The following is a 16,398-nucleotide window of genomic DNA, read 5'->3' on the forward strand; positions in this document are numbered from 1 at the left end:
GTCAGAGCAGCGGAGAGGGATGCAGTCAGGAGGCGCGGGCAAGGCGCAGTTCGATGCCATCCAGCATCAGGCCCAGCCCTTGTTCAAAGCGGGCGTCGAAATCGACTTCACGCCAGATGTCGCGGGCCTGCCAGCAGCGTGGGAAACGGGCTTCGGCCAATGCCATGAAGGTCGCGCCCAGCGCTTCCATGCTGCCGTCGCCCGGCCACGATTGTTCTTCGATGACGAAGCCCATCGTGTAGTAAACGAGATCCATCCCGGTGGTTGCAGCGAAAGGCACTGGCGCGCCCGCGCCGACCAGCGCGGCAATGCTCGCCTCGGCCACCCGCAGCATGTTCTCAGTGGCGAGGAAGGTCCCCACATAGACGCGCGCACCATCGCGGCGCGCCTTGAAGGCCAGACGGAACTCGCGGGCGATCTGCAGCAGGGTCTGCCGCCAGGGCTGGCCGTCAGGGATCACCCGCGCCACGTCGGCGATCATCGCGTCGGCCATGGCGTCGATCAGCGCCTGCTTGCTCTTGAAGTGCCAGTACAGCGACGGCGCGCGGATGCCCAGCGAGCAGGCCACTTTGCGCAGGGTAAGGCCTTCCAGCCCCGCCTCGTCGAGGATCAGGAAGGCGGCCTCGACGATGTGTTCCCGGGCGATTGCCTGGCGCATGGGACAGCCTTACCTAACGTTGTTAGGGGCGAATCTAACAGTGTTAGGTTGCGCTCGCAAGGGACGATCTTTCCCCCTCGATTTCCTTGGGCGCGCGACATTTCCGCGACATGCCGATCCGATGATTCCGCTCCACGGCAGCGTTGCACGCACGGCTGAAGGAATTTCCAACATGAAACAGGGTCAGATCGCTCTGATCGGCGCGTCGGTCTGCGTACTGACGATCGTCCTGCTCGTCGTCGTGCCGGGACTCGGTGCCGATGCGAGTTTCCGTGCACCGATGGCGATCGTGGTGATCGGGGGCCTGATGACCTCGACCCTGCTCTGCCTGCTTGCCGTGCCCGTTGCCTACAGCATGGTGGATGATGTGATGGACGCACTACGGCGCTGGCGCAGTCCGCGAGTGGATCCTTCAGCGATGACGCCCTTCCGCCGTGCGGGGGAGCAGACGCGATGAGCGCGAGCCTGTGGATGCTCCTGCTCGCCCTGGTCTACATCAGCGCTTCGGTGCTGTATGTCTACCGCTTGCGCGGGCGGGTACGTTACCGACGCTTCTCGCAGTACCTGCGCAAAAGCTGGCCGGTATTCGCTCCGCTGAACTGCGTGCTGTACATGACCACGCGTCCGTCTGCACGCACGGCCGTGATCAGCGCTGATTACCTGCGCGATATCGCGCTCATCCGCTCGCACTGGCAGGAAATACGCGATGAGGCGCTGGCGCTGCACCATGCGGGCGAGATCGAGGCCACCGCGATCCCGGGATCTCCCGGCTACCACGATGCAGGGTTCCGTACGTTCTACAAGCGCGGTTGGCGGAAGTTCTACCTGAGCTGGTATGGCCCCGCGCATGTCTCTGCGCAACGTGCATGCCCGCGCACGGTCCAGCTGCTGGGCCAGGTTCCTGCCATTCGCGGCGCGATGTTCTCCATTCTTCCACCCGGTGCGGAACTCACCCTGCACGCCGACCCCATGGCGTGCTCGCTGCGCTATCACCTCGGCCTGCAGGTGCCCGGTTCGGACGACTGCTTCATCAACGTGGACGGCGTCCCTCTCTCGTGGCACGACGGACAGGATTTCGTTTTCGATGAGACCTATCCACATTTCGCACGAAATGACACCGGGTCGCTGCGACTGATCCTGATGTGCGACGTGGAGCGACCGATGAACCGGTTGGGGCGGGCGTTCAACGCGCTGTACTCCGTGCTCCCTCGTGCGCTGCGCGTGCCCAACACCCACGAAGACAACAGGGGGGCGCTCAATGCACTGTATGCCCTTGTCGCGCCGTGGCGGATCACCGCGCTGAAGCTCAAGGCGCAACGCCGCCGCCTCTACCTGCTGCTCAAATACCTGCTCAATGCCGCCATCCTGTCTGCCGCCTTTGGTCTTCTGTACCTCGTGCTACAGTCCGCCGAACGTGCAGGCCAGTCGGTTCTGGGCGGGTTGAACTGAGGGCCCATGAACAGAGAATCGTTGTGCATCCTCATCGTTGAAGACAATGCCCAGCTTGCAGCGAACCTCTACGACTACCTGGAGGGCTGCGGCCATCGGCTGGATGCTGCACCGGATGGACTGTCCGGCCTGCACCTGGCAACGGCCAATGATTACGACGCCATCGTGCTCGACTGGAACCTGCCCCGTCTTGACGGCCTGACTGTGCTGCGGCGCCTGCGGGGCGAATCGCAGAAGAAAGTGCCCGTCATCATGCTGACGGCACGTGATCAGCTTGCAGACAAGATGGATGGCTTCGAATCCGGCGTCGATGACTATCTGGTGAAGCCGGTCGCGTTGCCCGAGATCGAGGCACGACTGCGGTCGCTGGTACGGCGCCTGCGCGATGCCGGCGCGCCAGACGAACAGCTGCGCATCGGTGACCTGCGCTTTCATCTGGGCAATCTGGTGGCCTATCGCGGGGGTCGCCGCGTGCCCTTGACGCGAACTGGTCGGCGCCTGCTGGAACTGCTGATGCGCGAGACCCCGAAGGTGGTGAGCCGTGCACGGCTGGAGCGCGCGGCGTGGGGTGACAGCGTCCCCGGAACTGACCTGCTGCGCTCGCATATGTACCTGCTTCGTCGGGCCATCGAGGTCGACGGTGAGCAACCCCTGCTGCAGACGGTGTCCGGCGCCGGCTACCGCCTGTGTGAGCCGACATGACGGGCACACCCGTACCGCCCTCGCGAAGCATCCACTGGCTGACCAGCATCGCGCTTGTTGCCTTCGGCAGCTTGATCCTCATGGCAATGACCATCCAGGCCTTCCGCAGCCAGGACCTGGTCGAACACAGCACGTGGCAGAGCATTCTGCAGGCAGTATCGGCCGATCATGTAGCGCGTCTGCAAGCCGACCGTGGCACGTCGCTGCCGGCCAGCGGCATCATCCGTTCGTGGTACGTGGGACCGGGCACGGACACATCACAGGTGCCGCCCCACCTGCGCACTGTTCCCCCTGGCTACTACTCATCCGAAGGCGACCACGGCCACTTGTCGACACGCGACAGCTACCACGCCCTGGTGGCGGATGCCCCACCGGGGCGGGTCATCACGATGATCAACATCAACGATCTGGAGGACCAACAGAATCGGGATTCGGTCATCACCGCCCTGTTCGGCGTACTGCTGGCGCTGCTCATCGCAGGCGTGATTGCTTGGCTGCACGCCAATCTGGTTCGACCGATACGGGAGTTGGCCGCGCACATGCGGCTGATCGACCCCCAGTCCCGTGGCGCCCGGATACCCACCAATTACCGCCACGCCGAGATCCAGGTCATCGCGCACGCCAGCAATGCGCACCTGGAACGGGTGGAGCGCTTCGTCGAGCGCGAACGCAGCCTGCTCGATCAGGCCAGTCATGAGTTCCGCACTCCCATCGCGGTCATTGCCGGCGCCGTGGACGTATTGAAGCAGCAATCCCTTCCCACGCCCGCTCAGGCGGTACTGGAGCGCATGGAACTGGCCGTCTCGGATCTGTCTGAAACCATGGTTGCCCTGCTTTTCCTGGCACGTGAGTCAGAAGCGGGCAGCGGACCGGAAGAGGTATCAGTCCTGCACGAGCTGTTGCCTCGCGTCGTGGAAGACCACCAGCATCTGCTTGGCCAGGCCACGACCGCCCTGCGTATCGGGCAGTTGGACCCCACCATCGTGGCCGCACCTGAAGCCATGGTGCGTATCGCGGTGAGCAACCTGACCCGCAATGCCATCGAAAACACCGATACCGGGTATGTGGAGCTGTCCCTGCGCGACGGCATCATCTGCGTGACCGACAGTGGCAGCGGCTTTGATCCGGTTGAAGCCGCGCGACGCTACCGCGAGAGCCTGCGCCATGGCGCGCCGGCGCGTGGACAGGGCATCGGCCTGTTCCTGATCGGACGCATCTGCGACCGCTTCGGCTGGAAACTGTCCATCGACAGCACCGCGATGGGCGGCACCCGTGCCGCTTTGGACGTGCGGGCCAGCGTGATCGAAGAACGCTGAGCCAAACGCCGCCGGTGCCCGACATTTCCGCGACATCCGCCGCCCATCCTGCATCGGACCACTGCAACCGGAGGCATCCACCGGCCCTGCAGGCGAACACCCCACTCCTGATGAGGCTCCCCCATGTCGAAATACTACCTGCCCCTTCTGCTTTCCGGCCTCTCCTTCAGCGCCGCTGCGCAGAACACCCCTGACCCGGTCGAAGCCGCCGAACAAGAGCCACCGCGCTGGAGCGTGGGCCTGGCGGCGATCGTCTCTGACAGCCCGTACGCGGGTGAGGGCACACGCGTGCAACCGGTTCCCCTGGTCACCTACGAGGGCGAGCGTTTCTACTTTCGGGGAATCGCCGCGGGCTGGCGCTTCGTGCAGAACGACAGTTGGGAAGTCGCTGCGCTGCTGAAGGCACGCTTTGACGGTTTCGAGGTCAAGGACCTGGGCCGCGCGGAGTTGGGACGCAATGGAATAGACCTCCGTCTGCTGGAAGACCGCAAGATCGCACTTGATGGGGGACTAGGCGTCAGCTGGGCCGGTACAGCGGGCGAGCTGGAACTGGAGCTCTTGGCCGACGTCACCGACAAAAGCGGCGGCCAACAGGCAACGCTGCAGTACAGCTATCCCATCCCGGTAGGCAAGGGCACGCTGTCGCCGAACGTAGGCATCACCTGGATGTCCAAGGACACCGCCAATTACTATTACGGCACGCTGGACAGCGAAGTGGCCCGCGGCGTGGTCGACTACCGGCCGGGTGCTGCCACCCTGCCGCAGATCGGCCTGAGCTACTTCCGTCCCGTCGGGCGCACATGGTCGCTGCGGGCCAGCGCGGAGTACAGCCGTCTCCCCAGCAGCATAAAGAACAGTCCCTTGCTGGAGCGCGATACCAAGGGCACCGCGTCCGTGTTCGTGGGGTTCTCGCGCGGATTCTGAGGCGGGACCGCGCGCGTTCTCTCCGGCGCTGGCGGCAAGCCGGCGCTGTCCCGGCGCATGCGCGGGGCTTTGCTCATTGCAGATCACCGCCTAACCAGCGCCGCCCATCGGGGGTAACGCAACGGCAGCAACGGCAGCCGACTGAAGTCGGCTCTACCGGGCATACGTTACCGGGCGTACGTGACCGGGCGTACGTGACCGAGGGTACATGACCGGGGCTGGGTGACCGGGGCTGCGTGTAGCCGGGGGTACGTGTAGCTGGGGCTGCGGGCAAAAAAACGCCCGGCAGTGCCGGGCGTCGTCTGCTCCACCGGAACAGGATTACTTGATCAGGCGCAGGGTGAACGGGTAGCGGTACGCTTCGCCGTTGTTGGCCTTCACTGCAGCGATGATGCAGAACACCACGTTCAGCACGCCGACCACCGGCATCAACAGCGCACCGATGAAGACGATCATCAGCACTACGCAGATCGCCATGGCGATGGCGATGGTGATCTGGAAGTTCAGCGCTTCCTTGGCCTGGTCGGTGACGAAGGCCTTGCTGGCGTCATCCTTGTTGATCAGCCAGATGACCAGCGCGCCGATGAACCAGGTGAAGATACCCAGCAGGTGGGCAGCCAGTGCCATGGTGCGCTGATCGGCCGGGGCCGGGTCGAGGCTGGTCGGCGGCGGCGGCGGGGCGGTGACGTTGTCGAATTCGCTCATGGAAAACTCCTTTTAAGGTAATGGGTCAGCGCGGCCCGCTCCCCGCAGGCCGTCACAGCCCGGCAAGAGTACGCCATTCACGACATCAATCGTTACCGGCCACCGTCATTTTTCCGACCAGCAGCGAGCCCATCGAAACGTGCGAGCGGGGGTCGATGTCACTGCCGATCGCCTCGATGGACTGGAACATTTCCCGCAGGTTACCGGCGATGGTGATGCCGTCCACCGGGTATAGGATCTCGCCGTTCTCCACGCGGAAGCCACCGGCGCCGCGCGAGTAGTCGCCGGTCACGGCATTCACGCCCTGCCCCATCAGCTCAGTCACCAGCAGGCCATTGCCCATCTGCCGGGCGATCGACCGCATATCCAGGCCCGCTTCGCTGGGCGCGATCTGCAGGTTGTGCACGCCGCCGGCATTGGCGGTGGTCTGCAGGCCCAGCTTGCGTGCCGAATAGCTGCCCAGGATGTAACGCTGCAGCACGCCATCACGCACGATGGCCGAGGTGCGGGTGGCCACACCGTCGCCGTCGAACGCGGCCGATCGGCGACCACGGCGCAGGTGCGGCAGCTCGTCGATCTGCATCCAGGACGGGAACAGCGTCGTGCCCACGCTGTCCAGCAGGAAGCTGGCTTCGCGGTACAGCGCCCCACCGGACACCGCCGACAGCAGGTGGCCGATCAGACTGCGCGCCACTTCCGGGGCGAACAGTACCGGCATGCTGGCCGTCGCCAACGAGCGCGGCTGCAATCGGGCGATGGTGCGCTCGGCCGCCTTGCGCCCAACGGCCGCGCCGTCCTCCAGGTCCTCACGGGCCAGCGCACTGGTGTACCAGCCGTCCCGCTGCATGCCATCGCCGTGGCCGGCGATCAGGGCCACGCTCATGGAATGATGGGTGCCGCGCTCGCGGCCAAAGAAACCGTGCGAGTTGGCATACACCGACAGGCTCTGGCCGGTGGACACCGAGGCGCCGTCGGTATTGCTGATGCGGGCATCGCTCTCGCGGCCAGCCGCTTCGCAGGCCAGCGCCAGGTCGATGGCGTGCTCGGCCTGCAGCGCCCACGGGTGCCAGCCATCCAGATCCGGGAATTCACGGGCCATCAGCTCGGCATCAGCCAGACCGGACGCGACGTCATCTTCGGTGTGGCGGGCAATGGCGCAGGCCTGCTCTACCGTGGCCACCAGGCTGGACGGCTGCAGATCGGCGGTGCTGGCGCTGCCCTTGCGCTTGCCGAAGTACACCGTGACCGCGATGCCGCGGTCGGCTGTGGATTCCACTGTCTCCACTTCGCCCAGGCGGACATTCACATCCAGCCCGCGGTCCTCGCTGCAGGACACCTCGGCCTGGCTGGCGCCCAGTCGGCGCGCATGGTCCAGCAACTGCTGGGAAATGTCGGCCAGCTGTTCAAGCCGGGCCTCGGGGCCAGTGGCAACGGCCGCTTCAGGGGCGATGACGTTCAATGCTTTATCCTGTACAGGTTGGGCCCGGCACGGCGCCGGGCGACGTATTTACGAAAGTAGGAAAGACGATGCGCGGACGCGACGAAGAAACCGGTGAATTCCACGATAAAAGCCGCAAGCAGAAGCGCAACGATGCGCTGGACGTGCTTGCGCTGGGCGAAAAGCTGGTTTCGCTGACACCGGCGCAGCTGGCGCGCCTGCCGGTGCCGGAGGATCTGCTGCCGCACATCGCCGAATGCAAGCGCATCACCGCGCACATCGCGCACAAGCGGCAGCTGGCGTTCCTGGCCAAGCACATGCGGCGCGAGGAAGAATCGGCGCTGGATGCGATCCGCGAGGCGCTGGACGCCAACAGTGATACCGGTCGCCGCGAAGTGGCGATGATGCATCGTGCCGAAGATTGGCGCGAGAAGCTGATGAACGACGGTGACGCGGCGCTGTCCAAGCTGCTGGGCGAATACCCACAGGCGGACCGGCAGGAGCTGCGCACGCTGGTGCGCAATGCCCAGGCCGAAAAGGCGAAGAACAAGCCGCCGCGTGCGTACCGCGAGATCTTCCAGGTGCTGCGTACGCTCATGCTGCCGGCGGCGCTGGGGTTGATCGTGACCGACAGCGACGAAGACGTGGACGCTGACGAAAGCAGCGACGCGACCGAAGACGCCCAGGACTGAGGTCCGCCGGGGCGGGAAAGCCGCCGAGCCTGGCTCGGCGCTACCCAGGCTCAGCACCGCAGGCATCACGCCTGGGTGCCACCCACAGTGAGTCCGTCGATCAGCAGCGAGGGCTGGCCCACGCCTACCGGCACACTCTGGCCGTCCTTGCCGCAGATGCCGACGCCTGCATCCAGTGCCAGATCGTTGCCGATCATCCGCACCTTCTGCATGGTCTCCGGACCGTTGCCGATGATCGTGGCGCCCTTCACCGGCGCGGTGATGCGGCCGTCTTCGATCAGGTAAGCCTCGGTCGCGGTGAACACATACTTGCCGCTGGTGATATCGACCTGGCCACCGCCGAAATTGACGGCGTACAGGCCCTTCTTCACCGAACGGATCATTTCCTGCGGGTCGTGCTGACCGGCGCGCATGTAGGTATTGGTCATGCGCGGCATCGTCAGGTGCGCGAAGGACTCGCGGCGGCCGTTGCCGGTCGGCGCCATGCCCATCAGCCGCGCGTTGAGCGAGTCCTGCATGTAGCCGACGAGGATGCCGTCTTCGATCAGTGTGGTGCACTGCGTCCGCTGGCCCTCATCGTCGATGTTGAGCGAGCCACGGCGACCTTCCAGCGTGCCATCGTCGACGATGGTCACCCCGGGCGATGCAACGCGCTCACCCAGGCGACCGGCGTACACGCTGGTGCCCTTGCGGTTGAAGTCACCTTCCAGCCCGTGACCCACGGCTTCGTGCAGCAGCACACCGGGCCAGCCCGGACCCAGCACCACCGGCATCACGCCTGCCGGGGCCGGTACGGCCTCCAGGTTCACCAGGGCCTGCCGCAGCGCTTCGCGGGCAAAGGCTTCCGGGCGGCCATTGGCGAACAGCTCGGTGTAGTCGTAGCGACCGCCACCGCCGGAATAACCGGATTCGCGGCGACCGCCCTGCTCCACGATCACCTGCACGTTCAAGCGGACCAGCGGGCGGATATCCGCCCCCAGCACGCCGTCGCTGCGGGCGATCAGCACGGTGTCCACGCCGCCGGACAGGCTCACGGTGACCTGCTTCACCCGTGGGTCGGCGGCGCGCAGGTAGCTGTCCAACCGCTTCAGCACCTCCACCTTGGCTTCGTTGCCCAGGCTGTCCACCGGATCCAGCGCGGGGTACAGCGCGCGCGCATCGCCGCGCAGCAGCGACTTGCCGGTCTGCGCCCCGCCCTCGCGCGAAATCGCGCGCGCGGACTGCGCTGCGCTGGACAGCGCGTCACGGTGGATGTCGTCGGAGTAGGCGAAGCCGGTCTTCTCACCGGAAATCGCGCGCACGCCGACGCCCTGCTCGATGGAATGCGCACCGTCCTTGACGATGCCGTCTTCCACGCTCCAGCTTTCGCGGCGGGCGTGCTGGAAATACAGGTCACCAAAGTCGATGCCCGGGCCCAGCAGGTGGCCGAAGGTGGTTTCCAGGAGGCCGGCATCCAGCCCGGCGGGCTGCAGCAGGCGGTCGGTAGCGAGGGTCAGGGCGTTATCGGTCATGGGGTTCAATCTGGGGGCGGATGGCGGCATTGGCAAGCCACCGCGCCGCCGTTGTGAGGGAGGAAGGCGCTCACCGCGCCTTCGGCTTGGGCGGCGGAGGCGCGGCGGCATCACGCTCCACCACGTCCACCTTGGGCTCTTTCCACGGCCCGGTTACCCGGTAGGTCTTGGCACCGATCTCGCCCAGCGGCTTGGACAGCACCGCATTGGTGGCCGCGCCCAGCGCGGCGCCCACCGGGCCGCCGGCCACCGCACCGACGACGGTCAGCAGGTTGCCCGAGCGCGGATTGACATCGATGGTCTGGTCGAACTGCTGGTTGCGCAGGTCGGTACGGCCGCGGATGCGGATGTTTGCCGCCGGCCCTTCGATCATCACCTTGTCGGTGGTGGCCGACCCGTCCGCGAAGGCCAGCGTGCCGCCGATCTGGTTGAAGGCGAAGCCCTTGGAGAAGAAATCGCGGAAGTCCAGCATCAGCCGCCGCGGCAGCTGGGTGATGCTGAGCAGGCCCAGCACGCGCCCGGCGCCGGGCTCCAGTTCCAACAGCTGGCCATTGCGCGCATCGACGGTCATCGTGCCCTGCAGGTTGCCCAGCTGGAAATCAGACGGACCGCCCTGCCAGCCGGCCTGCAGGTCGATGCGGCCCTGGCCGCCGCGCAGCTGGCCGCCGTAGTCCAGGTCACGCAGCAGGTCACCGAGGTCTTCGCTGCGCACCTGCGCGGTCAGCGCGGTACGCGCTGCGGGCCCTTTACCCAGCCAGTCGCCGCGCACGTCGATGGCCTGCTTGGGTGAGCGGAACTCCAGCTGCTGCACGCGCAGTCCATTCGCTACCGGCTGGGTGCGCAGTGTCGCCTGGCCCAACGTGATCTTGCCGAACTGCAGGTCGGCGATGTCCAGCGACAACGGCGGGATGCCGGCCGGATCGGTGTCGTTGGCCGTGGCCTGTACCCGCGCGGCCATCACCTCCCCGTCGGGCATCACGATCGGCGCACCGTCGCGCGGACGGGGCTGCACCGGGCCCGGCAGCGATTTCCAATGCACGCGCTGCAAGGCGCCACTGATGGTGCCGCCGCGGGCGGTGGGCACCTGCAACTGGCCGGCCAGCGAAGGGCCATCCAGACGCACATCAAGGAATTGCGGGGTCGGCCGCAACTGCAGTCGCGTCTGTTCGAACACCCCGCCGATCAGCAGCAACTGCGCCACCTGCACATCCACCGAACGCAGCGGCATGGGGTCATTGCCTGCCCCATCGTTGCTGTCTGCAGCCGAACCCCGTGCCAGTCCGATCCACTCCAACGCGTCCAGCGACCCGCTGCGGCCGTTCACCGCCAAGCCGCTGGCGGGCGGATCCCGGTCGACCCGTGCGCTGCCCAGCGTGACCTGCACGCCGGTCTGGCCCTGGTGGGTGCGCGCGGCCAAGGCGAGACGCTCACCGAACGCCACTTCGATGCGGCCATCGCCCATCGGCAGCTGTGCAGCCACGCGCGTATCGAGCGCTTCACCGGCGGGCTTGTCCAGCGGCGCGGGGAAGCTCAGCACCGTGCCCACCAGGTCCGACTGCAGGTGCAACCGTGCGGGCGGCACCGGTGCCGGCGCACCGCCAGTGGCGGCAGCGGCGACGGCCTTCGGCATGTCCACGCCGATCGTCCAGTTCGAGCGGCCGGTGATGTACGGCTTCAGCCAGGCCATCTCCGGCGCGCGATCCAGCAGCACGCCGGCATCCAGGTTGGCGTCCAGCTGAGATTCGAAGGCCAGTTGCGGATCGCGCACGAAGCCGCCTGCGCGCAGGCTCAGCGTGCCCGCTGCGCCCAGGTGACGAACCGCCAGGTTGTCGGCACCGAAACCGCCGCCGGCGTACTGGGCCACCCCGCGCACGTCGTCGAAATCCAGCGCATAGCGCTTGTCGGCCAGCTTCACGCCCTCTAGTGTCACGCTGCCCTTCAGGTGCCCCGGCTGACCCGCACGCAACGGCTGCAGCAGATCGAAGTCCACCGCGGCGGGGCCACTCACGCTCAGCGCATCGAGCGTGTCACCGTACTGTGCGTGCAGCGGGCTGCGACGCAGCATCGCCAGCAGCTTGCTGGACTCACTGCGGCTCTGCGCGCGCACGTACAGCGGCGTCTCGCCGAAATCTTCGATGCCTGCCTGCATCGCATCCACGTTCACGCCCGCCAGATCACCACGTCCCGTCAGCGAGAAGCCGGGGCCAATGAAGGCGATGTCCGCCTCCACGGCGGTCATGTCGGGCCAGGTTTTCTGGAAGCGGATGGTGCCGTCTTCAATATGTCCTGTCGCTTCGAAGCGCCCGTTGTTACGGTCGAACGGCCAGTCGTCCAGGTCGCCGGTCACCAGGCCGATGCCGTTGCGCACGCGGCCCGCCTGCAATGCGGTATCCAGCCAGTCACGGGCATGCTCGCTCATCCTCGAACGGATCCAGAAGCGCTTGGCGGCGGTCATCGGGACATCGTCGATCTTCGCTGCCAGCTGCATCCACGGCCGCGTGCCGTCGCCCTGGAACCACAGTCCCCCACGGACATCGGCAGCGTAGTCGGTGCCCTGCACACGCAGCGCCGGCGTGCCGACCCGCCAACCGCCCGCTTCGTCATGCCAACCGACGATCTCACCGGCGAGTCGCACGTCGTGGCGCACGCCGAATCCCTTTGGCCAGTCCAGCTGCATCTGCTGTCGGGACTGCAGCTGCAACGAGAACCCTTCGGCATCGCCTTGGAACCGGCCGCCGATACCGACCAGGCCGGGGCCCCCATCCACGCTGGAAAACGCCAGTGTGTCGAGGTCGCCCTGCACCCACAACGGACCGTTGCGCTCACCGCGTGCCTGCAGTTGGCGCACGCGCAGCTGGGGATGGGCGCGGTACAGCCAGTCGCGCAGGCCGGCATCCACCCGGTCGGTCAGCGCCAGGCCCCGCAGCAGCACGTTGCCGTCTATGTTGTTGGCCACCAGCGCGGTGTGCTGTCCTGCACCGATCAGCAGTCCATCCAGTACCTGCTCACGATCTTCCGCCCGCACCCGCAGGCGTGGGGCTTCCGCCCGCCAGCCACCGGCGCTGTAACGCCAGCGCGCACGTACCTGCAGGCGCTCGATGTCCAATGTGGGCTTGGCCACGTGCGCCGTCGGCGTGCCGACAAGCCGTAGTCCGGACAGATCCGAGTCCGTGGTGACCATCACCGGGCGGAAATCACGCAGGGCCACCCAGGCGTTGAGCTCGCCGCGGCCCTGCAACAGCTGTACGCCGGCACCGGACAGCAGCGGCGACCAGGCCTGCAGGTCTACGGGATCGCCGCCCAGCCACGCCTCGCCATTGCCGGCGCGACGATCTACATCCAGTACTGCCGCCAATGGCAGCGCATCGGCTTGTGCCCAGGCCCGCACGCCAACGCGCAACCGATCAGCGTCCACCCGAAGGCGCAGATCCAGGCGCGGCAAGGTCGTCTGCAGGCCTATCGACGGTGCCTCGATGGTCAGGCGACCCTGCTCCACCTGCAGTTCGCCCAGCCGACGCAGGCCGTCCAGCGGGTCGCCGGTTTTCGCCGCCGGCAATCCACGCACGCTCCAGCGCCCGTCATCGGCCCGCTGCAGGGTCAGCGCCAGGCCACGCAGGCGCAGCTCGGTCAACGATCGGCCCGGCAACAGGCCGGCATACATCGCCACCTGCACCTCGGCCTGGCCGATGCGCAGGCCTTCGCCGGCGCCGATACGCAGTCCATCCAGCTGCAGCAGCGGCCCGCGGCGGGTCCACTGCGCTTTCAACGCATCGAAGCGCACCGGCTGCCCGGCACGCGTGCTCAACCACGCAGAAACTTTGTCGGGATTGCGCTCAACCAGCGGCAACAGCTGGCTGAGGGTACCCACCAGCAACGCCACCACCACCAGGGTGATGGCGAGCGCGTACAGGGCAAGACGGCGGATCCTTCGCAGTCGCTGGCGCGGCGGTGCGCTCATCGGCCTTGGCCGGCAACCGGCCGGATTGGATCAGAGCAGGACCACATCGAACTGTTCCTGCAGGTACTGGTCGTCAGCCTGGAAGCTGATGCTCTTGCCGAGGAATTCCTCCAGCTCGGCGACTGCCGTGGATTCTTCATCGGTGATCCGCGCCACGACCTTCGAAGAAGCGATCACCAGCAGGCGCGCCGCTTCGAACTGACGCACCGCGCGGGTGATCTCGCGGAAGATCTCGTAGGTCACCGTTTCGGTGGTCTTGATGCTGCCGCGGCCACTGCACTGCGGGCACGTCTCGGAAAGCTGGCGCTCTAGGCTCTCCACGGTGCGCTTGCGGGTCATCTCCACCAGGCCCAACGGCGAGAAATCATAGACCGTGGTCTTGGCGTGGTCGCGCGCCAACGCCTTTTCCAGCGTGCGCAGTACCTGACGGCGGTGCTCGGCATCCACCATGTCGATGAAGTCGATGATGATGATGCCGCCCAGGTTGCGCAGCCGCAGCTGCCTGGCCACGGCCTGGGCCGCCTCCAGGTTGGTGCGGTACACGGTTTCTTCCAGGTTGCGCTGGCCGACGAACGAACCGGTGTTGACGTCGATGGTGGTCATCGCCTCGGTCTGGTCGATCACCAGGTAGCCCCCGGACTTCAGCGGCACCTGCTTGTCCAGCGCGCGGCCGATCTCGTCCTCCACCCCGAACATGTCGAAGATCGGACGGTCGCCGGCATACAGCTCCAGCTTTTCAGCCAGCACCGGCATGTACTTGGCGACGAACGCCTGCAGCTGGACGAACGTTTCCTTGGAATCGACCTTGACCTTGTCCACGTCCTTGCGGATCAGGTCGCGTACCGAGCGCAACGGCAGGCTCAGGTCTTCATAGATCACGCTGCACGATGCGGCCTCGCGGCCACGGCGCTCGACCACGTTCCAGACGCGCGACAGGTAGGCCACGTCTTCGGCGATGGCCTCGGCAGGCTGGCCTTCGGCATTGGTGCGCACGATATAGCCGTAGCCGCCGTGCTGCGCTGACAGCTCGGTCACCAGCGTCTTCAACCGCGCCCGCTCGGTTTCGTCTTCGATCCGCGCCGAGACACCGACCACCTTGGACTGCGGCAGCAGCACCATGTAGCGCGATGGAATGCTGATCTGCGTGGTCAGGCGCGCGCCCTTGGTGCCGATGGGATCCTTCACCACCTGGACCACGATGTCCTGGCCGTCGCGCAGCAGCTCGACGATCGGCACGGACGAGGGCGGCGGCAGCGTAGTGCCATCGGTATCCGGGCTGGCCACCGGCGCCGGCCGCACCACGTCGTTGGCATGCAGGAACGCAGCGCGGTCCAGGCCCACTTCGACGAACGCGGCCTGCATGCCGGGCATGACCCGCTGCACCTTGCCCTTGTAGATGTTGCCGACCACACCGCGCCGCCAGCCGCGCTCGATATGCAGCTCCTGCAGCATGCCGTTCTCGATCACCGCTACCCGGGTCTCGCGGGGAGTTACGTTGACCAGTATTTCTTCAGACATGTACGGCAGCCTCCGTGGCGGCAACAGGTTGGGAAGGCAAGCCGGCACCGGCAAGCAACCGGTCGGTCTGGTACAGCGGTAATCCCATCACGCCGGAATAGCTCCCGGCCAGATGGGTGATGAAGCGTTCTGCTTCCCCCTGGATGGCGTAGGCACCGGCCTTGCCGATCGGCTCGCCGGTGGCCACATAGGCTGCGATGGAGACATCGTCCAGCGTGGCGAAGCGAACCTCCGACACCACCACGTCAGCGTGCACGCCCTGCGCGTCGACCAGCACCACGGCGGTCATCACCTGGTGGATGCGGCCGGACAACGCACGCAGCATCGCGGCGGCATCGTCGGCATCGGTCGGCTTGCCGAACACCCGCTCGCCCAACACGACTTCGGTGTCTGATCCCAGCACCTGGGCGCGCGGATCCGTCGCAGCTACCGCGAGCAGGCCAGCACGGGCCTTGTCGGTAGCCACCCGCAGCACATATTCACGCGGACTCTCGCCGGCCAGGCGCACTTCAGGCACGTCCAGGTCCAGAGACTGGAACGGGCGGCCAAGGCGGGCAAGCAATTCACTGCGGCGGGGGGAGCGGGAGGCAAGATAGAGCATCCACACAGCATACCCTGCGCGCAGCGCCTGAATCGTCGGCAACACGGCGGGGAAACCGGCAACCCCGTTCCGGCTCACAACGCGTTCATCCCTACGCCAGCAACCTCGATGGCCTTCAAGGAGATCACCATGCGTCGCCCTGCTCTTTCCCCGCTTCTGCTCGCCCTGTCCCTCGCCCTGGGAGCTTCCGTGACCGCAAACGCCGCCGTACCGGCCCCTGCCATCGCGCCGGTGGAAGGCACCCTGCTCAACGTGTCCGCCAATGCCGAAGCCAGCCGGGTACCCGACGTGGCCACCCTGTCGGCCGGCGTCGTCACCCAGGCCGTGGACGGCAACAGTGCCATGCGCGAGAACGCGCAGAAGATGGACAAAGTGCTTGCTGCGATCAAAGCGGCCGGTATCGCCGAGCGCGACGTGCAGACCAGCGGCGTGAACCTGAGCCCGCAGTACCGCTATGCCGAAAACGAAGCGCCGAAGATCACCGGCTACCAGGCCAGCAACACGGTCAGCCTGAAGGTCCGTGACATTGCCAAGCTGGGCAAGGTGCTCGACGGACTGGCGGCGCAGGGCGCCAACCAGATCAACGGGCCGAGCTTCGAGATCGACCAGCCGGAACCGGTCTATGACGAAGCCCGCCTGGCCGCGCTGAAAAAGGCGCAGGCTCGCGCGCAGACCTATGCCAAGTCGTTGGGGCTGCAGGTCCGTCGCATCGTCAGCATTTCCGAAAGCAGTGGCGGCGGTTTCCGCCCGGTGATGATGCGCGCACAGGCCGCCCCGATGGCCGCCGACATGAGCACGCCGGTAGCCGCAGGTGAGACCACCGTCTCGGTGAACCTGGACGTCGTGTTCGAACTCGGACGCTGATGCCGTGATCCAGGCGGGTCCTCGTCGCCCCCGCGAAGAGGACCTGCCCGGACACCACACCG

General features: G+C 66.4%; 14 protein-coding genes. 7 read left to right on the forward strand and 7 right to left on the reverse strand.

Annotated features, from left to right (window positions below; all coding sequences use genetic code 11):
• Positions 1-25: 25 nt before the first annotated feature.
• Positions 26-658 (reverse strand): TetR/AcrR family transcriptional regulator C-terminal domain-containing protein, encoded by a 633-nt coding sequence (locus IFT65_RS13460; protein ID WP_188326667.1) that lies wholly within the window; start codon positions 656-658, stop codon positions 26-28.
• A gap of 172 nt (positions 659-830) precedes the next feature.
• Here IFT65_RS13460 and IFT65_RS18885 point away from each other — a divergent pair, with 172 nt between their 5' ends.
• From IFT65_RS18885 to IFT65_RS13485, 5 genes are all read left to right on the forward strand, one after another.
• Entirely contained in the window at positions 831-1,115 is a 285-nt protein-coding gene (locus IFT65_RS18885; RefSeq protein ID WP_192081860.1) for an efflux RND transporter permease subunit, read from the forward strand.
• Complete coding sequence (locus IFT65_RS13470) at positions 1,112-2,107, forward strand: aspartyl/asparaginyl beta-hydroxylase domain-containing protein (protein WP_192081861.1); 996 nt, start codon at positions 1,112-1,114, stop codon at positions 2,105-2,107. Before IFT65_RS18885 ends, IFT65_RS13470 begins: the two co-directional genes overlap by 4 nt.
• Before the next feature lie 6 nt (positions 2,108-2,113).
• On the forward strand, positions 2,114-2,809 hold the full coding sequence (locus tag IFT65_RS13475) for a response regulator transcription factor (protein ID WP_192081862.1): 696 nt from the start codon (positions 2,114-2,116) through the stop codon (positions 2,807-2,809).
• Complete coding sequence (locus tag IFT65_RS13480) at positions 2,806-4,125, forward strand: HAMP domain-containing sensor histidine kinase (RefSeq protein WP_192081863.1); 1,320 nt, start codon at positions 2,806-2,808, stop codon at positions 4,123-4,125. Before IFT65_RS13475 ends, IFT65_RS13480 begins: the two co-directional genes overlap by 4 nt.
• Positions 4,126-4,248: 123 nt before the next feature.
• A complete protein-coding gene (locus IFT65_RS13485) occupies positions 4,249-5,049 on the forward strand; it encodes a MipA/OmpV family protein (protein WP_192081864.1) in 801 nt (266 codons plus the stop codon).
• Between the two features lie 321 nt (positions 5,050-5,370).
• Here the strand turns inward: IFT65_RS13485 and IFT65_RS13490 are convergent, their stop codons facing one another.
• Complete coding sequence (locus tag IFT65_RS13490; RefSeq protein WP_188326664.1) at positions 5,371-5,754, reverse strand: DUF4870 domain-containing protein; 384 nt, start codon at positions 5,752-5,754, stop codon at positions 5,371-5,373.
• Positions 5,755-5,839: 85 nt separating this feature from the next.
• A complete protein-coding gene (gene pmbA, locus IFT65_RS13495; protein ID WP_192081865.1) occupies positions 5,840-7,213 on the reverse strand; it encodes a metalloprotease PmbA in 1,374 nt (457 codons plus the stop codon).
• A gap of 68 nt (positions 7,214-7,281) precedes the next feature.
• Between pmbA and yjgA the strand changes: the two genes are divergently transcribed.
• Positions 7,282-7,884: a ribosome biogenesis factor YjgA gene (yjgA, locus tag IFT65_RS13500; protein WP_192081866.1), complete on the forward strand. Its 603-nt coding sequence runs from the start codon at positions 7,282-7,284 to the stop codon at positions 7,882-7,884.
• 65 nt (positions 7,885-7,949) lie between these two features.
• On the opposite strand, the gene tldD is transcribed toward yjgA, so the two are convergent.
• The 4 genes from tldD to IFT65_RS13520 all read right to left on the reverse strand — a co-directional run bounded on the left by tldD (position 7,950) and on the right by IFT65_RS13520 (position 15,472).
• Positions 7,950-9,395, reverse strand: coding sequence for a metalloprotease TldD (gene tldD, locus IFT65_RS13505; protein WP_192081867.1), 1,446 nt, complete (start codon positions 9,393-9,395; stop codon positions 7,950-7,952).
• 70 nt (positions 9,396-9,465) lie between these two features.
• Positions 9,466-13,353, reverse strand: a complete 3,888-nt coding sequence (locus tag IFT65_RS13510; RefSeq protein ID WP_192081868.1) for a YhdP family protein — start codon at positions 13,351-13,353, stop codon at positions 9,466-9,468.
• A 30-nt stretch (positions 13,354-13,383) separates the two neighbouring features.
• On the reverse strand, positions 13,384-14,871 hold the full coding sequence (rng, locus tag IFT65_RS13515; RefSeq protein WP_188326659.1) for a ribonuclease G: 1,488 nt from the start codon (positions 14,869-14,871) through the stop codon (positions 13,384-13,386).
• The gene (locus tag IFT65_RS13520) at positions 14,864-15,472 is read right to left on the reverse strand and encodes a Maf family nucleotide pyrophosphatase (protein WP_192081914.1); all 609 of its coding nucleotides are present in this window, start codon (positions 15,470-15,472) and stop codon (positions 14,864-14,866) included. Before IFT65_RS13520 ends, rng begins: the two co-directional genes overlap by 8 nt.
• Positions 15,473-15,601: 129 nt before the next feature.
• Between IFT65_RS13520 and IFT65_RS13525 the strand changes: the two genes are divergently transcribed.
• Complete coding sequence (locus IFT65_RS13525) at positions 15,602-16,336, forward strand: SIMPL domain-containing protein (protein ID WP_188326658.1); 735 nt, start codon at positions 15,602-15,604, stop codon at positions 16,334-16,336.
• The last annotated feature ends 62 nt before the right edge of the window (positions 16,337-16,398 follow it).

The organism is Stenotrophomonas sp. CFBP 13725, assembly GCF_014841935.1.
Classification (GTDB): Bacteria; Pseudomonadota; Gammaproteobacteria; order Xanthomonadales; family Xanthomonadaceae; genus Stenotrophomonas.

Bases quoted from the DNA above. Each gene is read 5' to 3' on its own strand.
- IFT65_RS13460 (WP_188326667.1), bottom strand. From the start codon at position 658: ATGCGCCAGGCAATCGCCCGGGAACACATCGTCGAGGCCGCCTTCCTG.
- IFT65_RS18885 (WP_192081860.1), top strand. From the start codon at position 831: ATGAAACAGGGTCAGATCGCTCTGATCGGCGCGTCGGTCTGCGTACTG.
- IFT65_RS13470 (WP_192081861.1), top strand. From the start codon at position 1,112: ATGAGCGCGAGCCTGTGGATGCTCCTGCTCGCCCTGGTCTACATCAGC.
- IFT65_RS13475 (WP_192081862.1), top strand. From the start codon at position 2,114: ATGAACAGAGAATCGTTGTGCATCCTCATCGTTGAAGACAATGCCCAG.
- IFT65_RS13480 (WP_192081863.1), top strand. From the start codon at position 2,806: ATGACGGGCACACCCGTACCGCCCTCGCGAAGCATCCACTGGCTGACC.
- IFT65_RS13485 (WP_192081864.1), top strand. From the start codon at position 4,249: ATGTCGAAATACTACCTGCCCCTTCTGCTTTCCGGCCTCTCCTTCAGC.
- IFT65_RS13490 (WP_188326664.1), bottom strand. From the start codon at position 5,754: ATGAGCGAATTCGACAACGTCACCGCCCCGCCGCCGCCGCCGACCAGC.
- yjgA (WP_192081866.1), top strand. From the start codon at position 7,282: ATGCGCGGACGCGACGAAGAAACCGGTGAATTCCACGATAAAAGCCGC.
- tldD (WP_192081867.1), bottom strand. From the start codon at position 9,395: ATGACCGATAACGCCCTGACCCTCGCTACCGACCGCCTGCTGCAGCCC.
- IFT65_RS13510 (WP_192081868.1), bottom strand. From the start codon at position 13,353: ATGAGCGCACCGCCGCGCCAGCGACTGCGAAGGATCCGCCGTCTTGCC.
- rng (WP_188326659.1), bottom strand. From the start codon at position 14,871: ATGTCTGAAGAAATACTGGTCAACGTAACTCCCCGCGAGACCCGGGTA.
- IFT65_RS13520 (WP_192081914.1), bottom strand. From the start codon at position 15,472: ATGCTCTATCTTGCCTCCCGCTCCCCCCGCCGCAGTGAATTGCTTGCC.
- IFT65_RS13525 (WP_188326658.1), top strand. From the start codon at position 15,602: ATGCGTCGCCCTGCTCTTTCCCCGCTTCTGCTCGCCCTGTCCCTCGCC.